Source organism: Coprococcus sp. HCN-4056, from assembly GCF_037892645.1.
Taxonomy (GTDB): Bacteria; Bacillota; Clostridia; order Lachnospirales; family Lachnospiraceae; genus Coprococcus; species Coprococcus ammoniilyticus.
In genome coordinates, this window is the sequence record NZ_JBBKBL010000002.1 from 20,034 (window position 1) to 40,151 (window position 20,118).

Annotated in this window: 17 protein-coding genes; 16 read left to right on the forward strand and 1 reads right to left on the reverse strand. The window is 39.3% G+C overall.

Going from position 1 to position 20,118, the window contains the following annotated elements:
* The first annotated feature begins 42 nt into the window (after nt 1-42).
* From ptb to yihA, 8 genes are all read left to right on the forward strand, one after another.
* A complete protein-coding gene (gene ptb / locus WKT03_RS02560; protein ID WP_021944151.1) occupies nt 43-963 on the forward strand; it encodes a phosphate butyryltransferase in 921 nt (306 codons plus the stop codon).
* Nucleotides 964-1,014: 51 nt separating this feature from the next.
* Nucleotides 1,015-2,082, forward strand: a complete 1,068-nt coding sequence (buk, locus tag WKT03_RS02565) for a butyrate kinase (protein WP_021944152.1) — start codon at nt 1,015-1,017, stop codon at nt 2,080-2,082.
* Between the two features lie 131 nt (nt 2,083-2,213).
* The gene (locus WKT03_RS02570) at nt 2,214-2,429 is read left to right on the forward strand and encodes an alpha/beta-type small acid-soluble spore protein (RefSeq protein ID WP_021944153.1); all 216 of its coding nucleotides are present in this window, start codon (nt 2,214-2,216) and stop codon (nt 2,427-2,429) included.
* A gap of 262 nt (nt 2,430-2,691) precedes the next feature.
* On the forward strand, nt 2,692-3,978 hold the full coding sequence (tig, locus tag WKT03_RS02575) for a trigger factor (protein WP_008400597.1): 1,287 nt from the start codon (nt 2,692-2,694) through the stop codon (nt 3,976-3,978).
* A gap of 38 nt (nt 3,979-4,016) precedes the next feature.
* The gene (gene clpP / locus WKT03_RS02580) at nt 4,017-4,598 is read left to right on the forward strand and encodes an ATP-dependent Clp endopeptidase proteolytic subunit ClpP (protein ID WP_008400599.1); all 582 of its coding nucleotides are present in this window, start codon (nt 4,017-4,019) and stop codon (nt 4,596-4,598) included.
* Between the two features lie 17 nt (nt 4,599-4,615).
* The gene (gene clpX / locus WKT03_RS02585; protein ID WP_021944155.1) at nt 4,616-5,908 is read left to right on the forward strand and encodes an ATP-dependent Clp protease ATP-binding subunit ClpX; all 1,293 of its coding nucleotides are present in this window, start codon (nt 4,616-4,618) and stop codon (nt 5,906-5,908) included.
* Nucleotides 5,909-5,963: 55 nt separating this feature from the next.
* On the forward strand, nt 5,964-8,294 hold the full coding sequence (gene lon / locus WKT03_RS02590; RefSeq protein WP_021944156.1) for an endopeptidase La: 2,331 nt from the start codon (nt 5,964-5,966) through the stop codon (nt 8,292-8,294).
* Nucleotides 8,291-8,884, forward strand: coding sequence for a ribosome biogenesis GTP-binding protein YihA/YsxC (yihA, locus tag WKT03_RS02595; protein WP_340390884.1), 594 nt, complete (start codon nt 8,291-8,293; stop codon nt 8,882-8,884). The genes lon and yihA overlap by 4 nt, the downstream gene beginning before the upstream one ends.
* Nucleotides 8,885-8,888: 4 nt before the next feature.
* Here yihA and WKT03_RS02600 read toward each other — a convergent pair whose 3' ends face one another.
* Nucleotides 8,889-9,437, reverse strand: coding sequence for a DUF4364 family protein (locus tag WKT03_RS02600; protein WP_021944158.1), 549 nt, complete (start codon nt 9,435-9,437; stop codon nt 8,889-8,891).
* 508 nt (nt 9,438-9,945) lie between these two features.
* On the opposite strand from WKT03_RS02600, the gene WKT03_RS02605 reads away from it, so the two are divergent.
* The 8 genes from WKT03_RS02605 to WKT03_RS02640 all read left to right on the forward strand — a co-directional run bounded on the left by WKT03_RS02605 (nt 9,946) and on the right by WKT03_RS02640 (nt 20,116).
* Entirely contained in the window at nt 9,946-12,012 is a 2,067-nt protein-coding gene (locus tag WKT03_RS02605; protein WP_340390885.1) for a S8 family peptidase, read from the forward strand.
* A 16-nt stretch (nt 12,013-12,028) separates the two neighbouring features.
* The gene (locus tag WKT03_RS02610; RefSeq protein WP_340390886.1) at nt 12,029-12,727 is read left to right on the forward strand and encodes an immunoglobulin-like domain-containing protein; all 699 of its coding nucleotides are present in this window, start codon (nt 12,029-12,031) and stop codon (nt 12,725-12,727) included.
* A gap of 472 nt (nt 12,728-13,199) precedes the next feature.
* A complete protein-coding gene (gene rho, locus WKT03_RS02615; protein WP_340390887.1) occupies nt 13,200-15,092 on the forward strand; it encodes a transcription termination factor Rho in 1,893 nt (630 codons plus the stop codon).
* A 118-nt stretch (nt 15,093-15,210) separates the two neighbouring features.
* Complete coding sequence (gene rpmE, locus WKT03_RS02620; protein ID WP_008400609.1) at nt 15,211-15,420, forward strand: 50S ribosomal protein L31; 210 nt, start codon at nt 15,211-15,213, stop codon at nt 15,418-15,420.
* Nucleotides 15,421-15,502: 82 nt separating this feature from the next.
* Nucleotides 15,503-16,507 carry a DUF1385 domain-containing protein gene (locus WKT03_RS02625; RefSeq protein ID WP_021944160.1) on the forward strand — a complete coding sequence of 335 codons (1,005 nt, stop codon included), beginning with the start codon at nt 15,503-15,505 and terminating at the stop codon, nt 16,505-16,507.
* Nucleotides 16,508-16,516: 9 nt separating this feature from the next.
* Nucleotides 16,517-17,395, forward strand: coding sequence for a peptide chain release factor N(5)-glutamine methyltransferase (gene prmC, locus WKT03_RS02630; RefSeq protein ID WP_117784768.1), 879 nt, complete (start codon nt 16,517-16,519; stop codon nt 17,393-17,395).
* A 65-nt stretch (nt 17,396-17,460) separates the two neighbouring features.
* Nucleotides 17,461-18,537, forward strand: a complete 1,077-nt coding sequence (prfA, locus tag WKT03_RS02635) for a peptide chain release factor 1 (RefSeq protein WP_008400612.1) — start codon at nt 17,461-17,463, stop codon at nt 18,535-18,537.
* A gap of 202 nt (nt 18,538-18,739) precedes the next feature.
* The gene (locus WKT03_RS02640) at nt 18,740-20,116 is read left to right on the forward strand and encodes a Mur ligase family protein (RefSeq protein ID WP_021944162.1); all 1,377 of its coding nucleotides are present in this window, start codon (nt 18,740-18,742) and stop codon (nt 20,114-20,116) included.
* The last annotated feature ends 2 nt before the right edge of the window (nt 20,117-20,118 follow it).

The following is a 20,118-nucleotide window of genomic DNA, read 5'->3' on the forward strand; positions in this document are numbered from 1 at the left end:
ATAAATATGGAAAAAGAATAAAATCGCGAGAGGTGTAAACGAATGAGTAAGAGTTTTGAAGATTTATTAGCCAAAGTTGCAAAATGCAGCAAGAAGACAGTATCTGTAGCGTGTGCTCAGGACAAGCCGGTTCTGGAAGCCGTTAAGGCAGCAAAGGAAAAAGGTATTGCAGATGCGATCCTTGTTGGTGATGAAGCTGAGATCAGAAAGATCGCTGCTGAACTTGATATGAATCTGGATGAGTATGAGATCATAAACGAACCGGACAGCATTCAGGCTGCACATAAGGCTGTAGAGCTGGTACATAATAATAAAGCAGATATGTATATGAAGGGTATCATTGATACAAAGAACTTCTTAAAGAGCGTTCTGGATAAGGAAGTAGGTTTAAGAACCGGTAAGCCGTTATCACATGTAGCAGTTTTTGAGGTTCCTGGTGTTGACAGATTATTATATCTTTCAGACGTAGCATTCATGACATATCCATCTCTTGAGGATAAGAAAGCGATTATTGAAAATACAGTAAAAGTTGTTCATGCATGTGGTATCCCATGCCCAAAGGTTGCTCCACTTGCGGCAGTTGAGGTTGTAAATCCTAAGATGCCTGTAACGGTAGATGCAGCAGAGCTTACAAAGATGAACGAGAATGGAGAGATCACAGGATGTATCGTTGACGGACCATTATCACTTGACCTTGCTATCGATCCGGAAGCAGCTAAGCATAAGGGAGCAGAAGATCGTAAGATCGTCGGAGATGCAGATATCCTTTTATTCCCTGATATCCACGCAGGAAACCTCGTATACAAGTGCCTGACACATACAACTGCAAGCAAGAACGGTTGTATCCTGACAGGAACAAAGGCGCCTGTTATCCTGACATCCAGATCAGACAGCTTTGAAGTAAAGATGAACTCTATTGCTCTTGCAGCAGTTGTTGCAGAAGCAATCAAGAATGAGCAGTAATCAGACCGTTATGGTTACGGAATAAATATATAAGAATTTTGGAGGAAGAATATGTCATACAAAATTTTGATCATCAATCCGGGTTCAACATCTACAAAGATAGGTGTATTTGAAGACGAGAATTTATTATTTGAAGAGACATTAAGACACACAACAGAGGAACTTGCGGGCTTCAACCTTATCGTTGAGCAGAAGGACTTCAGAAAGAAAGTTATCCTTGACATTCTTGCAGAGAAAAAATTTGACATCAAGACATTAGATGTATGTGTAGGTCGTGGTGGTATGTTAAAGCCAATTCCAGGTGGTACATATCCTGTAAGTGATGAATTATTAGAGGACTTAAAGATCGGTAAGCAGGGTCAGCATGCATCCAACCTTGGTGGTATCCTTGCAAGAGAGATCGGCGATGAGTTGGGAATCCCATCTTACATTGTAGACCCGGTTGTTGTAGATGAGCTGATGCCATCCTCCCGTTTATCCGGTGTACCTGAGCTTCCAAGAAGAAGTGTATTCCATGCGTTAAACCAGAAGGCAGTTGCAAAGAGATATGCAAAAGAGCATGGCAAGAAATATGAAGATCTGAACCTGATCGTTGTACACATGGGCGGCGGTGTATCTGTTGGTGCTCATTTAAACGGACGTATCGTTGATGTTAACAATGCATTAGATGGTGAAGGTGCATTTTCACCGGAGAGAGCAGGTGGAGTTCCATCAGGTGATCTTGTTAAGATGTGCTTTTCAGGAAAATATACACAACAGGAAGTTACAAAGAAACTTGTCGGTAACGGCGGATTCAATGCATATATCGGCAGCAATGATGCAAGAGATCTTGAGAAGCTCGTTCAGGAAGGTGATGAGCATGCAAAGCTTGTTCAGGACGCATTCCATCAGCAGGTAGCAAAGGATATCGGTGCTATGTCAACCGTACTTTGCGGCAAAGTAGATCAGATCATCTTAACAGGTGGTATCGCATATTCCAAGCATACATGTGCAGAACTGGAAAAGAGAGCCGGATTTATCGCTCCGTTTACAGTATATCCTGGTGAGGATGAACTTCTTGCACTTGCACAGGGAGCATTAAGAGTTATGAATGGCGAAGAAGAGCCGATGACATATTAATTTGATGATTGATTGACATTTTGCCTGTGAACCGTAAAAATACAAAAATTGGCATAATAGTTTTTCTTATAATACACATAATAGAATCAAGACAACAAAGTCTTAAATAAATGTATTGGAGGAAATGTATTATGGCAAGTTCAAATTCAACAGGAACAAGCAAGATGAGTGTTCCGGAAGCTAAGGACGCTATGAACAAGTTCAAAATGGAGGTTGCTAAGGAAATCGGTGTAAACCTCAAGGATGGTTACAATGGTGACTTAACATCTGCTCAGAGCGGATCAATCGGTGGCGAGATGGTTCGTCAGATGATCAAGAGACAGGAAGAACAGATGTCAGGCAGATAAGCGGTAAAATAAGAGAAATCTTTAGCTTTTGCTTAGCAGGAAGGGGTTATTGTCGAAAAGACAATAACCTTTTTCTGCGTTATTATGGAAAATGGACTGGACATATATCCAGTATATATGGTATAATCGGATGATTGATGCGGGTATTTTTATGCCCACAATAAAAACGAAATGATAAATGGATGCTAAATAATGCCTTATATATTATTAAAAGATGATGGCATAAGGCATCATTTGCATAATTTTAAGGAGGAAATAAAAAATGAGTTTAGCAGTAGAAAATCTGGAACACAGTATGGCAAAACTTACAATCACAGTACCGGCAGAGGAGTTTGGTAAGGCAATGACAACTGCCTACAATAAGCAGAAAGGTAAATTCAATGTACCTGGTTTCAGAAAGGGTCATGTACCACAGGCATTTATTGAGAAGATGTATGGACCTGCAGTATTTTATGAAGAGGCAGCTAATTCATTAATTAATGAGTATTATCCAAAGGAAGTAAGTGCATCAGATGTTGATGTTGTATCAAGACCGGTTATCGATGTAACTCAGATCGAAAAGGGCAAGGATTTCATCTTTACAGCAGAAGTAGCTGTTAAGCCTGAAGTTGAACTTGGCGATTATAAGGGACTCGAAGTAGAAAAGGCTGACGTAGAAGTAACAGATGATGAAGTTATGGCAGAGCTTTTAAAGGTTCAGAAAGAGAACTCAAGATATAACCCTGTAACAGATAGAGCAGCACAGATGGATGATGAAGTTACACTTGATTTCGAAGGATCAGTTGATGGTGTTCCTTTCGAAGGCGGTAAGGCTGAGAACTACAAGCTCGTTCTTGGTTCCCATTCATTCATTGATACATTTGAAGATCAGCTCGTTGGCAAGAACATCGATGAGGATGTAGAAGTAAATGTTACATTCCCAGAAGATTATCAGGCAGAAGATTTAGCAGGTAAGCCAGCAGTATTCAAATGCAAGATCAAAGAGATCAAGGCTGTAGAATTACCAGAGTTAGATGATGAATTTGCAAGTGAAGTTTCAGATTTTGAGACATTAGATGAATACAAAGAAGACATCAAGAGCAAGGCTGCTGAGAAGAAACAGAAGGATGCTGAGAACGAGAAAGAAAACAAGCTGATCGAGAAAGTAATCGAGAATGCTAAGATGGACGTTGCAGATGCACAGGTTGCAGATGTACAGGAAAGAATTAAAGATGAGTTCGCTCAGAATCTTCAGTATCAGGGAATCAACCTTGAGCAGTATATGCAGATCTGCAATATTACAGAGGAAGCATTAATGGAGAGAATCAAACCAGACGCAGAGAAGAGAATCAAATCCCGTCTTGTTCTGGAAGCAATTGCTGCTGCTGAAAACATTGAAGTATCAGACGATGAAGTACATGAAGAACTGGAAGCTATGGCAAAACAGTATCAGATGAATGTAGAAGATATCGAAGGCTTCATGGGTGATGCAGAAAAGGATAGCATTAAAAAGGATCTTGCTGTTAAAAAGGCAGTTAAGGTTGTTGTAGATAACGCAAAGGAAGTTTAATCCATAATTTCTGATTGCGATATTTTGGAGGTGTAAATATGAGTTTAGTACCTTATGTCATTGAACAGACCAGCCGTGGTGAACGTTCATATGATATTTATTCAAGACTTCTGAAAGACAGAATTATCTTTCTGGGAGAAGAAGTAAATGATACATCAGCAAGTATAGTGATCGCACAGCTCCTGTTCCTGGAGTCCGAAGATCCATCCAAGGATATCTCATTGTATATCAACAGTCCGGGCGGTTCTGTAACAGCAGGACTTGGGATTTATGATACAATGCAGTACATCAAATGTGATGTATCTACAATCTGCTGTGGAATGGCAGCAAGTATGGGTGCATTCCTGCTTGCAGGTGGTGCAAAAGGTAAGAGATTTGCACTTCCAAATGCCGAGATCATGATCCATCAGCCATCCGGCGGATCACAGGGTCAGGCTACAGAGATTGAAATTGCTGCGAAGCATATTTTAAAGACAAAAGAGAAATTAAATAGAATGTTAAGCGAGAATACCGGAAAGCCATATGAGACCATCGCTGCTGATACAGAGAGAGATAACTGGATGTCAGCAGAAGAAGCATGTGCATATGGTCTGATTGATAGTGTGATCGCAAAAAGATAGTATAAAGAGGTATTGGAATGGCAAATCGTAGTGAAGATAGAAAACTACTTAGATGTTCCTTCTGTAATAAGACGCAGGATCAGGTCAGAAAACTTATAGCAGGACCAAACGCTTACATTTGTGATGAGTGCGTACAGATATGTGCAGAGATCGTTGACGAAGAGCTGGAAGAAACAGGTGCTGAAGATTCCATTAATTTACTGAAACCAAAGGAGATCCGTGAATTTCTGGATCAGTATGTAATTGGTCAGGAAGAAGCGAAGAAGGTTTTATCCGTTGCAGTATACAATCATTATAAGCGTATCATGGCGGATAAGGACTTTGATGTAGAGCTTCAGAAGAGTAATATTCTTATGGTCGGACCAACCGGTTCCGGTAAGACATATCTGGCACAGACACTTGCGAAGATCTTGAATGTTCCGTTTGCCATTGCCGATGCAACTGCATTGACAGAGGCCGGATATGTTGGTGAGGATGTAGAGAATATTCTGCTGAAGCTGATTCAGGCGGCCGATTATGATGTAGAACGTGCAGAGCATGGAATTATCTATATTGATGAGATCGATAAGATCACGAAGAAGAGTGAGAATGTATCCATTACCAGAGATGTATCCGGTGAAGGTGTACAGCAGGCGCTGTTAAAGATCGTGGAGGGAACGGTTGCATCAGTGCCACCACAGGGGGGCAGAAAACATCCACATCAGGAATTTATACAGATCGATACATCAAATATTTTATTTATTTGCGGTGGTGCATTTGATGGTCTGGAGAAGATCATTGACAACAGAATCGGCAAGAAAGCCATCGGCTTCAATGCAGAGGTTGTTGATAAGACAGAGCAGGATATCGGAGAACTGTTAAAGCAGGTTACTCCTCAGGACTTTGTAAAATATGGCCTGATCCCTGAATTTGTCGGACGTCTGCCGATCACAGTTACACTTGATCTGTTGAATAAGGATGCGCTTGTAAGAATCCTGACAGATACAAAGAGTGCGATCTGCAAGCAGTATAAGAAATTATTTGAATTAGATGGCGTGGAATTGGAATTTGATAAGGATGCGCTTTACGCTATAGCAGAAGAAGCGATGGAGAGAAAGACCGGAGCCAGAGGACTTCGTTCTATCATAGAGAAAGCAACGCTTGATCTTATGTATGAGATTCCATCAGATGACAGAGTTGCAAAATGCGTGATCACAAAAGAAGTTATAACGGATGGAGCACAACCAGAAATCACTTATTCTGATAATCCGGCTGAGAAAAAGCAGATAAAGAAGAAGCGTTCAGTAAAAAACAGTGATGAAATAGCTTAAGCAGAAAGCCGGGATGTTATGCATCCCGGTTTTTTGATATAAAGGAGATAAAAGTATGGATAATATCGTCTGGAACAGACCGATGATCGTTTTGAACAATATTGTTATAATGCCAGATACTTCCTCACATCTGGATGTGATCAGCAAGGAATCCTGTGAAGCAGTTGCCAATGCGATGAAAGGTGATTGCAGCATCCTGCTGGTTACGGCAAAGGAAGTAAAGGAGAATAGCAAGGTTCCTGATCTTTATCCGATCGGTGTTACAGCAAAGATCAAACAATATCTGAAAATGCCGAACAAAACAGTTCGCATTCTGATCGAAGCAGAAAAACGTGCAAGGATCGTTTCATTTTATAAGGAAGATGGAGCATATAATGCAGACTTTGAATATATAGATACAGAAGAAACAAACCATCTGGATGAAGTAGAGGAAAAAACATTGATCCGTATGCTTACGGATAAGCTCAGACAAGCATTTGCAAATGGAATGGGAACAAATAAGCTGTTATATAAAAAACTGCTTACGATCGATGACCTTGCAAAATTTGCCGATGGAGTGACAGAATTCATTCCTGCGCCATATACGAAGAAGCAGGAGATACTGGAAACTCTCGATGTAAAAGAACGTGTAATGAAGATCCTTCAGACGATGGATGAGGAGATGGAGATTTTAGCCATCCGTCAGGAGATTCAGGAGAAATTACAGGACTGCGTAAATAAGCATCAGAGAGAATATGTTCTCCGGGAACAGATGAAGGTCATAAAGAAAGAGCTTGGCGAGGATGATAATACAGAAAAAGCGGCAGATGAATATATGGAGCGTTTACAGAATCTGACTGCTCCGGAGGAAGTCAAAGAGAAGCTTACGAAAGAGATATCCAGACTTCGTGCATTGCCGCCGATGGCTGCTGAATCCGGTATCCTTACAAACTATATCGAGACTTTGCTCGACTATCCATGGGGCAAATCTTCAAAAGAGAATGATAATCTGGAAAAGGCAATTAAGATTCTGGAACGGGATCATTATGGTCTGGAAGAAGTAAAGGAACGGATTATAGATTATCTGGCGGTTCATATCTTAAATGAAAAAGGCAACATGCCGATCCTGTGTCTGGTTGGACCTCCGGGAACCGGTAAGACATCGATCGCAAGATCGATCGCTACCGCGACAGGAAAAGAATATGTCCGTATGTCACTTGGCGGCGTTCGGGATGAAGCAGAGATCCGTGGACACAGAAGAACCTATATCGGTGCTATGCCGGGCAGGATCGCACAGTCGATCGCAAAGACAAAGACAGAGAATCCGCTGGTACTGCTTGATGAGATAGACAAGGTAAGCAGCGACTACAAGGGAGATGTATCCTCTGCTTTGTTAGAGGTTTTAGACAGCGAACAGAATAATAAATTTTACGATCATTATTTTGAAGTGCCGATCGACCTGAGCAAGGTATTATTTATCGCAACAGCAAATGATGCATCCCTGATTCCGGGACCGTTAGCCGATCGTATGGAGATGATCGAGATCAGCGGATACACGGAAAATGAGAAGTTCAACATTGCAAAGCTGTATCTGGTCAATAAGGCGATCGAGAGAAACGGACTGACAAAGAAGCAGTTCAAGATCAATGGATCAGCGATCAAATATATCATCCGTCATTACACCAGAGAAGCTGGTGTGCGTGATCTGGAGCGAAATATTGATAAGATATGTAGAAAAGCATGCAGAATGATCCTTACAGAACAGGTGGAGACGGTAAAAGTAACAAAGGACATGATACCACAGCTTCTCGGAACAGAGAAGTACATGGATGACAGCTATGATCTGACCAATAAGGTAGGCTCTGTACGAGGTCTTGCATGGACTGCGGTAGGTGGAGTAACACTTAATATAGAAGTAAATATCATGCCGGGAAATGGCAGTATACAGCTTACCGGAAAATTAGGAGATGTCATGAAGGAGTCTGCTGTTACAGGTTTATCGTATATCCGTACGATGAAGGAATCAGAGACACTGGGTGAAGATTATTTTGAAAAGCATGATATCCACATCCATATTCCGGAAGGAGCAGTTCCAAAGGATGGACCTTCTGCGGGAATCACGATGGCGACAGCCATTTATTCTGCGATATTTAATAAGCCGGTAAGAGGAGATCTTGCGATGACAGGAGAGATCACTCTGCGGGGTAGCGTACTTCCTATCGGTGGTTTAAAAGAAAAGCTTCTGGCAGCAAAAACGATCGGTATTAAGAAGGTGCTGATCCCTGAGATGAACCGCAGAGACCTTAATGATATCAGTACAGAGATTACAGACGGACTGGATATTACCTGTGTGAAAACAATGGAACAGGTGCTTAGTCTTGCACTTGCAAAAGGAGAAAAGAAATGATAATTAAGAGTGCTGAACTTGAAACAGTATGTGGAATTACAAGTACACTTCCAGAGACAGAGATGCCAGAGATCGCATTTGCCGGTAAGTCAAATGTAGGAAAATCCTCCTTGATCAATGGATTGTTAAACCGGAAGTCGCTCGCAAGAACATCATCACAGCCGGGCAAGACACAGACGATCAATTATTATAATATTAATCATGATCTGTATTTTGTCGATCTTCCGGGATATGGCTATGCACAGGTATCCGTAGAGATCCGTGCAAAATGGGGTAAGATGGTAGAATGGTATCTGCATACCTCAAAACAGTTGCGGCTTGTATTTTTGTTGATTGATATCCGTCATGAGCCATCAGAGAATGATTGCATCATGTATGACTGGATTGTAAAAAACGGATATGAACCGGTAATTATTGCAACAAAGCTTGATAAGATCAAGAGAAGCCAGATCCAGAAGAATCTGAAGATCATCAGACAGAAGATCCAGCCGGTAGAGGGAACGATCATAATTCCGTTCTCGGCACAGACCAAGCAGGGAAAAGAAGAGATCCTGCAATTGATCGAAGACCGGATCGCAGAATCAGAATAAATGATCAGGACTGTTTTTCGCCCTTATCATCAGAATACAGCCAGAGAGTATTGACGAGATAGTCATATACTTCGGCACTTTTCGCACGCCAGTTATCACAGATAGCAACGGCGTGCGTTTTTGTTGGTACGTTAAATTTCAGATCGACCAGAGTTTCTTTCCGATCCTTGATCACACAGGTAACGACATATTCGCCATAATCATTTAAGGCATAATCGGCATAGATCTCAGATTCGTTTTTCAGATTAATTTTCTGATTATCGAAATAGTCCAGGATATCCTGTTTAATAGCATATGGAATACGGTTTTCAAACATGCTTAAGGCTTCTTCACCCTTGTCAGTGATCTTATAATGGGAAGAAGACCGTATCATGGAGACATAGACAAAATCACACTCGATCAGTCCATTAATGGCTTCCTGAAGCGTGAAGTAGTTCGTATATCCCTTTGTCAGAACAAAATCGGAAATCTGGGAATTGGTCAGTGTGAAATCCACACGATCCAGCATGTATAATATAATTAATTTGTATAAGACGATCGATTCAGTATTCATAATAATATCCTTTGTATGTTTTGTAAGAATAAATGTATCACAAGAAAAGCATAAAATCAATGAAGCAATGCTGCGGTGAAAGAAAATGTATTGTAATTCTACACTGACAAAGGATATACTTTAAACCTCTGAATTGACAAATATATAATGATATGTTAATTTAATATATAATATTAATTCTATATAATTTATCTAAATGGGGCGGGGAATATATCATTCATATGGTACAACAGGACATTCATAAACATGAATGTGATATTCGTACAGAAATCCACAGAATATTTTAATTTGATATGTTGCTTCATTGAATAATTTTATAGACAATCTATTTTGAGTTTAAAGTATAGGTAAATGCAACTGAAGAAGTAGATGATATAAATATGAAAGGAGTGATACCATTAGATAGATTGATATTGAGCTAGTAATTATACAATATAAAATGTATCGATTCTATAGGTTAATAATGTAATTATTTTTTATTATATTCAAAGGAGAGAGAAAAACGATAATGGTTAAAAGAAGATTTATGGGAACAATTCTTGCTGTGGTAATGGCATTTGCTAGTATAGGGAACTTTTATAATATTTCAAAAGCGGACGAAAATGTGACAGGGCAGGAAAAAAGTTCTGGAAATGAAGCAAGAGACTTAAAGGTAAGTGAAGGTAATTATATTGATACAAACGATTTGAAAATGATACCAGAAATAAAAGATTTGAGCAGAAAGGAACAGAGTGTCGTAAATAAGGCGGTAGAAAAAGCTACACAGAGCGGTGAGACAGCTGGTAAAATATTAAATAAGCTGGATGAGGAGAGCGATGCTATTGATGTTGGCGTAAAAGAGGTGCTTGATACATATTTCAGTGAGAAGGTTGTTGATGAAGAAAAAGTAGAAGAATTTGATGCTACGTTAAATATTGATATTAAAGATAAGATTGAAGCGTACAAGGTGGCAAGAGAGGAACGTGATAACGATAAAAATCTTGGATATGTAACGGGTGAGGAACTTGTAATATTTGACAAGGATACTTCAAAAGGAGAAATAGATGCAATAGTAAGTGGAATTTCTGATTCCTATGAGATAATTTTCGACAATGATTTTGAAATAGACGAAACATTAAGTGAACGCAAAAAGGAACGACTGAGAGCACTTGAAAATTATGAAACTGATATTGTGGTAAAGGTTAATCTTGATTTGGATCAAACTGTAGAAAGTGCAGCGAAAGAATTTGAACAATTTGAATGTGTTATAGAAGCTGAAGAAAATATTAAATGTGAAGCAGCAGGACTTACAGGTGAAGTAAATGATACATATAGTGGTAAGCAGTATTATTTGGACACATGCAACTTCAAAGACGCATGGGATTGCGCTGATACAACAGGCTGTTATGATATATGGATTGCAGTAGTAGATACTGGATGTAATATAAAACACCCTGATCTAAAAGGCTCAATAGTGAGTAAATATGCTGTCGATATCACGCAGAAGGATAAGAATGGAAATTATGTCAGATTGTCAGATTTGGAGAAACCATATGATAATAATCATGGTACTGTTGTGACAGGTATAATAGCAGCTAATGCAAACAACTCAAAAGGAATTGCAGGAGCGGCAAAGGGATGGGATAATGCTAATTGTAGAGTTATACCGATCAAGGTTTCACATGGAGGAGATTTTAATGGGGACTTTCGGGATCCAGATGGAATTACTCCGTGGATTGATCATGCTGATATAATAAAAGGAATTGACTATGCCATAAATTCAGGTGCTGAGGTTATCAATTTGAGCCTTGGCGAGTATAAATATAGTAGTAGTTACCAAAAAGTAATTAATAAAGCAGAAAAAGCAGGTGTTGTAGTTGTAGCTGCGGCAGGAAATGAGAGTACAAATAATAAGATTTTTCCGGCTTCTATAGACAATGTTATTGGTGTAGGAGGAACAGAGGGAAAAAGTATTAATAAAAAATGGATTGATTCTAATTATGGTACATGGGTTAATATAGTTGCTCCAGCCACAGGCTTTATTTCAACAAACACAGGTGATAATGGGTATTATACTAAAAATACATATAAAGGAACTTCATACTCAACACCGCTTGTTTCTTCTACAGTTGGATTGATGTTATGCGTCAATCCTATACTGGAACCATCAGAAATAAGAAAGCTGTTATATGACAGTTCTACGAAGATAAAAAGTTCTTATTTTAACTGTGGATTTCTAAATGCAGGTCTGGCAGTAGAATATGCCAAATATACTGAGTTTAAGAATAGCAGAATTAAGTTGACAAATGTAAAAGCAGCTTCAGGTAAAAAAATAAAAATATACTGGGATATGGTGGATTTATATGGACCAGAGATAATCCAGATATATAGAGCAACAAGCAAAGATGGAAAATACACTGAAATAAAAACAATTAAATGTGATGATTCTTATAATTATGAATCGAATGAATTTACTGACAAAAATGTAACTGCGGGAACAACTTATTATTATAAGGTGAGGGGTGCTATGAAATATGGAAGTGGTTATAAATATACCCCTTTTTCAAAGGTGTTGTCTGCAAAAGCAGTCAATTAATTCGGGAGGATTATATATGAAAAAAATAATAAGTTATATTTTAAGCGTAGTGCTTGTTATGTCCATAGTAATATCGTCAAGTATAAACCAGGCCAAAGAGAAGGATGCTGTTTGCAATACGGTTAAGACAAAAAAACTTATAGTGTATACATATAGCGGATACGAAATGAAAGTGCCTAAAAATCTGGTAAAAGCCAAGTGGATTGTTTCGAATAAAGAAATGGTTATGGTTACCAAAATTGAAAAGGATGGAACGAGGATTGGAATTGATACAAATGGCATAACAGGAACATGTACGATTAAAGCAAAGATTAATGGAAAGGTTAAATATAAAATAAATCTTACTATTAAGAAGAGAATTAGGGAAAAGAAATATAATGGAAAAAAGGTAAATGCATCTGAAATAAATTTCTCTAATAGAACATGGATATTGACATATAGAATGTATAATGGGTCGAATAAAAAAGTAAGATATTCAACTAGTCGGTATTTGCAAAAATATGTAAATGGTAAGTGGAAAAATGTAGATTATTTGCCGGATTATGTTGATTTAGGTATTATAAATTATGTACCTGCGCACACATCTCGATTGGGATATTATAGATTGTCAGACTATTATGATATATCAAAGCTGACACCTGGAACATACAGGCTATATGTACATTATTCTACAAAGAGAAAATCGGATTCATTTGTCAAGTTTAAGATTAAATAAGTGAAACAGAGGTTGGGGTTATTTGGCAGAGGAGATATATTAACCAAATCTGTACAGTTTGCTATCTTGAGTTTCTACAAAATACAACTTATTTGTATATAGAATAAGGAGTGATGGAGCAGGGGGTGACGACTGTGCGGGATGTTTCTCCAGTATATATAAGATTGCTATATGCAGTGGGTAAAGACCGGACAATACGGTCTCCACTGCTTTTTTTGTTTCCAGATATCAAAAGCATAAAATCAATGAAGCAATGTTCCCGGAAAAGAAAATGATTTACAAAACTTTTTTTTATGCTATACTAAGGCTATTAAATACAACGCTCATATGGCATCCGGATATCTGATAAGCAGGATGCACAGGTAGTCATACAGTTGATATACCTGTTTCGAAAAGAATTCATTAGGATAATCCCCAAGAATAAGAATGTGTGTGAATTGAATAAAACGGATAAAATCGGAAGGAGTAGAAGATGGATTTTAGAAATGCATCATTAGAGGAATTGAAGCAATTCGTAAAGGAGCATAAGATAAAGGGTGTATCAGCACTTCGTAAGCCGGCTCTGATCGAATTCCTTGAGAAGAATTACAGTGGTGAAGCAGATCCTGCGACGAAAAAAAATGAGGAAAAACCACGAAGAAACGATGCAGAAAAGATAAAAAAGACAGAAAAAGTACGAAAGCGAGAAAAGGTAGAGCAGACGGAAAAACCTGCGGAAGCAGAGCAGGAAGAACAACAGGAAAAATCGGAAGATGCTGTGAAGAAAGTGGACAGGAACAGAGCTGAGAATGGACAGAGATCAGTAGATTCCGGTAGAAGACAGCATAGAAGCAATACCGGACGGCAGACCAACCGGAATGGAAAAAGACAGGACTATCGGTCACAGGGGTATAATAACAGAAATAACAATTCCAATCATGGAAACAATACACCAATTGTAAATAACGGAAGAAAAGACCATGTTCAGGAGAACAAACCGCTTGCAGCCGAGATGACAAAGCTGGAAATGAATATGGAAAAAGCAGTTCTTGAAAAGTCTGCAATGGAAGAGAAAAAAGTAGCTGTTGAAAGTTCTGTAGTATCAGAAAAGAAAGCAGCATATGAAAAATCAGTTATAGAAGAAAAAAATACGGCTGCAGATACAGAGATAAAAGCAGAGGTAAGAATGGAGACGAAGCCTGAGAACAGGCAGGAAGGATCATCTGCTCAGCAGGAACCAAATGGACCGGAGCTTGACAGCGGTAAGATGGCACATGGAATCCTGGAAGTAATGCAGGAAGGATATGGATTTATAAGAAGTGCCAATTATCTGCCGGGAGATCAGGATATCTATGTATCACCGGCGCAGATCCGTAGATTTGGACTTAAGACCGGAGATATCATAATGGGAAATATCCGCGTAAAGACGCAGGGAGAAAAGTTTGGCGCATTATTATATGTAGCTTCTGTCAATGGAGAAAGTCCTGCAAGCATTGCAGGAAGAAAAGCATTTGAAGATCTGACGCCGATTTTCCCGAATGAACGGATCAATATGGATGGGGAGGACAGCCCGATTCCGATCCGTATGATCGATCTGCTGTCACCGATCGGTAAAGGACAGCGTGGTATGATCGTTTCCCCTCCAAAGACAGGTAAGACAACCTTGCTGAAACAGATCGCAAAATGTATCAGTACCAGATACAGTGAGATTCATTTGCTGGTGCTTCTGATTGATGAAAGACCGGAGGAAGTAACGGATATCAGGGAATCCATAGAGGGACCAAATGTAGAAGTTATTTATTCGACATTTGATGAGCTGCCGGAGCATCATAAGCGTGTATCGGAAATGGTGATCGAACGTGCAAAACGATTGGTAGAGCAGAAGAAAGATGTCGTGATCTTACTTGACAGTATTACAAGACTTGCAAGAGCGTACAACCTTACAGTTCCACCAAGTGGAAGAACCTTATCCGGTGGTCTTGATCCTGCGGCGTTACATATGCCGAAGAAATTCTTTGGTGCTGCCCGTAATATGCGTGAGGGTGGAAGTCTTACGATCCTTGCGACAGCGCTGGTTGAGACAGGAAGCAAGATGGATGATGTCGTATTCGAGGAATTCAAAGGAACCGGTAATATGGAACTGGTGCTTGACCGGAAGCTCGCAGAAAAGAGAATCTTCCCTGCAATCGACATTGCAAAATCCAGTACCAGACGGGATGATCTGTTATTATCACCGGAAGAACAGGAAGTTGTATACGCACTTCACAAGATATTATCCGGTAATAAGGCAGAGGATATGCTGGAGGATGTACTGAAATTATTCGTCCGAACCAAGAATAATAAAGAGTTTATCTATTATGTTAAAAAATCATTATTAAGAAAATAAAAAAACACTTGCATTTCTATGTCGGTTTGTGTTAGAATACAAAAGCTGTGTTTTATGAAGAAGTGAGGCTGATGGCCTATTCTCATATATCAATAATATAATAAAGAGGTGAGATTAAATGAGAGAAGGAATACATCCAAATTATTATCAGGCAAAGGTTGTATGTAACTGCGGAAACGAATTTGTTACAGGTTCTACAAAAGAAGAAATTCATGTAGAAATTTGCTCAAAGTGTCATTCATTCTATACAGGCCAGCAGAAGGCAGCTAAGGCTCGTGGTAGAATTGATATGTTCAACCGTAAGTACGGTGTTTCACAGTCAAACTAATAAAAAGGATGATAGGTTGAGGTTAAAGCTTTTAATCTCAGCCTATTTTTGTTTTAGGAAACAATTTTACGAGGTATAGAATTTGAAAAGAGCCAGAATAGGTGGTCAGGCGGTGATCGAAGGCGTAATGATGAAATACGAGGATCAGTACGCAGTAGCAGTCAGAAAGCCGGATCAGGAAATTGAAGTTAAAGTAGAAAGCTATACACCGATAGGTGAAAAATATAAAATCCTGAAATTGCCGATTCTTCGTGGAGTGGTTAATTTCTTTGAGTCGCTGGTAATTGGAGTTAAAACGCTGACATATTCAGCCGATTTTTATGAAGAGGAAGAACCGACTGGAAAGAGTGAAAATAAAGATGATTCCAGGTTGTCAGATACAGAAAGTAATAATGGAAGCGGTTCAGGTGAGAACGGCAGTAAAAACAATAAAAAAGAAAGCAGTACAGGAGATGATCTGATGATGATCGGAACCGTTATTGTATCACTTGCCATTGCGATCGCATTATTCATGCTGCTTCCGGCATTTATTGCAGGACTGCTTGAGCATGTGACAAAAAGCAATGTATTGATAGCGGTAGCGGAAGGTGTGCTTCGGTTGGTGATCTTTCTTGCATATGTAGTATTAATATCATTGATGAAGGATATCAAACGTGTATTTATGTATCATGGTGCAGAGCATAAGACGATCAACTGTTTTGAAGCAGGCGATCCGCTGACTCCGGAAAATGTAAAGAAACATTCCAGATACCATAAACGCTGTGGAACCAGTTTTTTGGTAGTCGTTATGATCATAAGCATTATTGTATTTATGTTTATAAATGTGAAGTCTATGTGGCTGCGATTGCTGTCGCGTGTACTTCTGGTTCCGATTATTGCGGGAATCTCGTATGAATTTATCATGTTTGCAGGCAGAAGTGACTCAAAGCTTGCGAATATATTAAGTGTACCCGGTATGTGGGTACAGCGTCTTACGACGAAGGAACCGGATCTTGAGATGTGTGAGGTGGCAATTCGTTCGGTAGAAGCGGTGATCGACTGGCGTGCTTATCAGGACGCTATGAAGCGTGGAGAGATCGAAGATTAAGAAGTTGAAATGATGCCAGTGAATGTAAAAGGAAATAGACGTATGACTCAGTATCAGCTTGTAACAGCAGGAAAAGAAAAACTGAACGAACATAATGTGCCGGATGCAGATATCGATGCAGAGTTATTATGGCTCTTTGTATCAAAGCAGGATAAGATGGCATATATTATGAACCGGCAGGAAGATGTTACCGAAACAATTCGTTCTTCCTATGAAGCGTTGATCGATAAAAGGTCAAAACGTATTCCGTTACAATATATAACAGGCATACAGTGCTTTATGGGGTATGATTTTGAGACTGCACCGGATGTACTGATTCCAAGATTTGACACAGAAGTTCTGGTGGAACAGGCAAACCGCTTGATTCAGGACATACATTCTGATAAGATGTCTGTGCTGGATATGTGCTGTGGTTCCGGGTGCATTGGATTGTCGGTAGCACTTATGAATCAGAATATTCATATAGATCTGTGTGATATCTCAGATTCCGCGATCGCACTTACGACAAAAAATGCGAAACGATTAGAAGTATCTGATTATACTGTTATAAAATCAGATTTATTTGATAAGATAGATAAAAGATATGATATGATCCTGTCCAACCCACCATATATAGAGAGCAAAGTGATTGACGGATTGATGCCGGAGGTTCGGGATTATGAGCCGAGGCTGGCATTGGACGGCGATGCGGACGGATTGAAGTTTTACAGAGCAATTATAGAAAATGCGGAGAGTTATTTAAATGAAAAAGGATATATTTTATTTGAAATTGGTAATCATCAGGCACATGATGTGCAGCAGCTCCTTGTAGATAAGCATTTTGAAGATGTACGCGTAGTGAAAGACCTCGCAGAAAATGACAGGGTTGTAATTGGAAGAAAAGCCTGAAAAAAGGCTGGATATATTAACAGACACATGAACAGGAAATGAGCATGTGCTGCAGGAGGATTATTATGTTTGATAAATTAGAAGATTTAGTAGACAGACTTGATACATTAAATAACCAGTTGACAGATCCGGATATCGTATCTGATCAGAACAAATTCCGCAAATTAATGAAGGAGCAGAGTGAACTGACTCCTATCGTAGAAAAGTACAAAGAATATAAAGATGCAAAACAGACGATCGAAGACAGTCTGCTTATGTTAGAAGAAGAAAATGATGAAGAGCTTCGTGAAATGGCGAAGGAAGAATTAAATGAAGCAAAGGCAACAGTAGAAAAGACGGAAAATGAATTAAAGATTCTGCTTCTTCCAAAAGATCCGAACGATTCCAAGAATGTTATCGTCGAGATCCGTGCAGGTGCAGGCGGAGATGAAGCCGCATTATTTGCATATGAGATCTACAGAATGTATCAGAAATACGTTGATCAGTTCAAATGGAAAGTAGAACTGATGAGCGTGAATGAGAATGGAATCGGTGGTTTCAAGGAAGCGGTATTCATGATCACAGGTGATGGTGCATATTCCAAGATGAAATATGAGAGTGGAGTTCACCGTGTACAGAGAATCCCGAAGACAGAGTCTGGCGGAAGAATCCATACCTCAACTGTAACAGTTGCAGTTATGCCAGAAGCAGAGGAAGTTGATGTAGAGATCAATGAAAATGATATCCGTATCGATGTCATGCGAGCATCCGGTAACGGTGGTCAGTGTGTCAATACAACAGATTCAGCCGTTCGTCTGACACATATACCAACCGGTATCGTGATTTACAGCCAGACCGAGAAGTCCCAGCTTCAGAATAAGGCGAAGGCATTTGCGCTGCTCCGTTCCAAGCTGTATGATATGGAGCTTCAGAAGCAGCATGATGCAGAAGCTGCAGACCGTAAGAGCCAGATCGGAACCGGAGATCGTTCAGAGAAGATTCGTACTTATAACTTCCCGGAAGGCCGTGTAACCGATCACAGAATCAAACTCACCTTGTATAAGCTGGAACAGATCTTAAACGGTGATCTGAATGAGATTATCGACAGTCTGATCGCAGCAGACCAGGCAGCCAAGCTTTCACAGGTGAATGAGGAAGAATAAAAGAAACCCTCGATATTGAAAAAAACAAGTTGGCATCTGCCTGATCCGGCAGATGCCATTTTTAAGTAAAAGAGGGTGTTGGCGAAATAAACCGAATAAATAGTTCAAATTGATTGACATATTTTTGAATAAGTGGTTATATTATATGTGGCTTAAATGGACATACTAATGATAATTTACAGATATGAAATGAGGTAGCTAGATGTATAAAAAGAATGTAAGGTTCTTTTTTGCTTTGTTCATGGGCAAACTGGCAAGAACCATGCAGAGAATGTTGAAGATGAACGCAAGTTATTTTCCGGGAAAGCTGGCAGTCAAGCTTTGTCCGGATTTCATGGGATGTATAGATAAACCGAAAACGATCATAACAGTAACAGGAACCAACGGCAAGACAACAGTATGTAATATGATCATAGATATTTTGGAGGCAAATGGCTATGACGTTTTGAACAACCGTGCTGGTTCTAATGTGAATGCTGGAGTAGCGAGTTCATTGATCGCAGGAAGTACTCTGACAGGAAAGGCAAAGAAAGAATATGCAGTATTTGAAGTCGATGAAAGAAGTTCAAAGCTGATCTATCCATATGTAAAGCCAACATATGCGGTATGTACGAACCTGTTCCGTGATTCCATTCAGAGAAATGCAAACCCGGAGTTTATTTTTAACTTTATCAATAATAATATGCCAAAAGAATCACATCTGATCTTAAATGCGGATGATCTGATTAGTTCAAATCTTGGATCGGAAAATGAAAAAACATACTTTTCAATCAACAGACTTCCATCTGACCGGGAGGAATGTATTAATCTGATCAATGATATGCGGATCTGTCCAAAGTGTCATCATAAATTAAAATATAACTATGTCCGGTATCATCATATTGGAAAAGCTGTCTGTGAGTTCTGTGGATATACGTCACCGGAAGGCGATTATAAGGCAGATGTTGATTATGAGAACAAAGTAATAACAGTTACACATAATGAGAGCAGGGAACAGTATCCGATGATCAGTAACAGTACATTTAATCTGTACAATGAGTTGACTGCAGTTACCGCTCTTCGTGAATTTGGTTTGACAGGTGAGCAGATCCGGAACGCGATCCAGAATCTTAATATTGTGGAATCGAGATATTCCAGAAGTACAGTGGATGGGATCACGATAGTGACCAATATGGCAAAAGGACAGAATCCAATTGCATGTTCCTGTGTATTTGATTATGTGTCTAAGGAACCGGGAAATAAAGAGGTCATTCTTTTGCTGGAAGATATATTTGACCGGAAAAATTCATCTGAAAATATGACATGGATCTTTGATACGGATTTTGAGTTCTTAAATCAGCCGAATATTACGAACATTGTAATAGGTGGTCTGCGGACGAAAGATTATAAGCTCCGTTTAATGATGGCCGGGGTTCCGGAAGAAAAGATCAAAGAGACAACGGATGAAGCAGGTGCATATAAATCCCTGAATCTGGATGGAACAGACAGTGTATACATTCTTCATGATATTCATGAAAATGATACAGCGCTTGTACTTCGGGATAATCTGAAACAATATTTGAAGGAAAGAGAGGCATAACA

Excerpts from the sequence above, each read along its gene's own strand:
- yihA (WP_340390884.1), top strand. The coding sequence starts at position 8,291 with ATGATAATTAAGAGTGCTGAACTTGAAACAGTATGTGGAATTACAAGT.
- WKT03_RS02640 (WP_021944162.1), top strand. The coding sequence starts at position 18,740 with ATGTATAAAAAGAATGTAAGGTTCTTTTTTGCTTTGTTCATGGGCAAA.
- prmC (WP_117784768.1), top strand. The coding sequence starts at position 16,517 with ATGATGCCAGTGAATGTAAAAGGAAATAGACGTATGACTCAGTATCAG.
- rho (WP_340390887.1), top strand. The coding sequence starts at position 13,200 with ATGGATTTTAGAAATGCATCATTAGAGGAATTGAAGCAATTCGTAAAG.
- WKT03_RS02610 (WP_340390886.1), top strand. The coding sequence starts at position 12,029 with ATGAAAAAAATAATAAGTTATATTTTAAGCGTAGTGCTTGTTATGTCC.
- rpmE (WP_008400609.1), top strand. The coding sequence starts at position 15,211 with ATGAGAGAAGGAATACATCCAAATTATTATCAGGCAAAGGTTGTATGT.
- tig (WP_008400597.1), top strand. The coding sequence starts at position 2,692 with ATGAGTTTAGCAGTAGAAAATCTGGAACACAGTATGGCAAAACTTACA.
- clpX (WP_021944155.1), top strand. The coding sequence starts at position 4,616 with ATGGCAAATCGTAGTGAAGATAGAAAACTACTTAGATGTTCCTTCTGT.
- WKT03_RS02600 (WP_021944158.1), bottom strand. The coding sequence starts at position 9,437 with ATGAATACTGAATCGATCGTCTTATACAAATTAATTATATTATACATG.
- clpP (WP_008400599.1), top strand. The coding sequence starts at position 4,017 with ATGAGTTTAGTACCTTATGTCATTGAACAGACCAGCCGTGGTGAACGT.
- WKT03_RS02605 (WP_340390885.1), top strand. The coding sequence starts at position 9,946 with ATGGTTAAAAGAAGATTTATGGGAACAATTCTTGCTGTGGTAATGGCA.
- ptb (WP_021944151.1), top strand. The coding sequence starts at position 43 with ATGAGTAAGAGTTTTGAAGATTTATTAGCCAAAGTTGCAAAATGCAGC.
- prfA (WP_008400612.1), top strand. The coding sequence starts at position 17,461 with ATGTTTGATAAATTAGAAGATTTAGTAGACAGACTTGATACATTAAAT.
- WKT03_RS02570 (WP_021944153.1), top strand. The coding sequence starts at position 2,214 with ATGGCAAGTTCAAATTCAACAGGAACAAGCAAGATGAGTGTTCCGGAA.
- lon (WP_021944156.1), top strand. The coding sequence starts at position 5,964 with ATGGATAATATCGTCTGGAACAGACCGATGATCGTTTTGAACAATATT.
- buk (WP_021944152.1), top strand. The coding sequence starts at position 1,015 with ATGTCATACAAAATTTTGATCATCAATCCGGGTTCAACATCTACAAAG.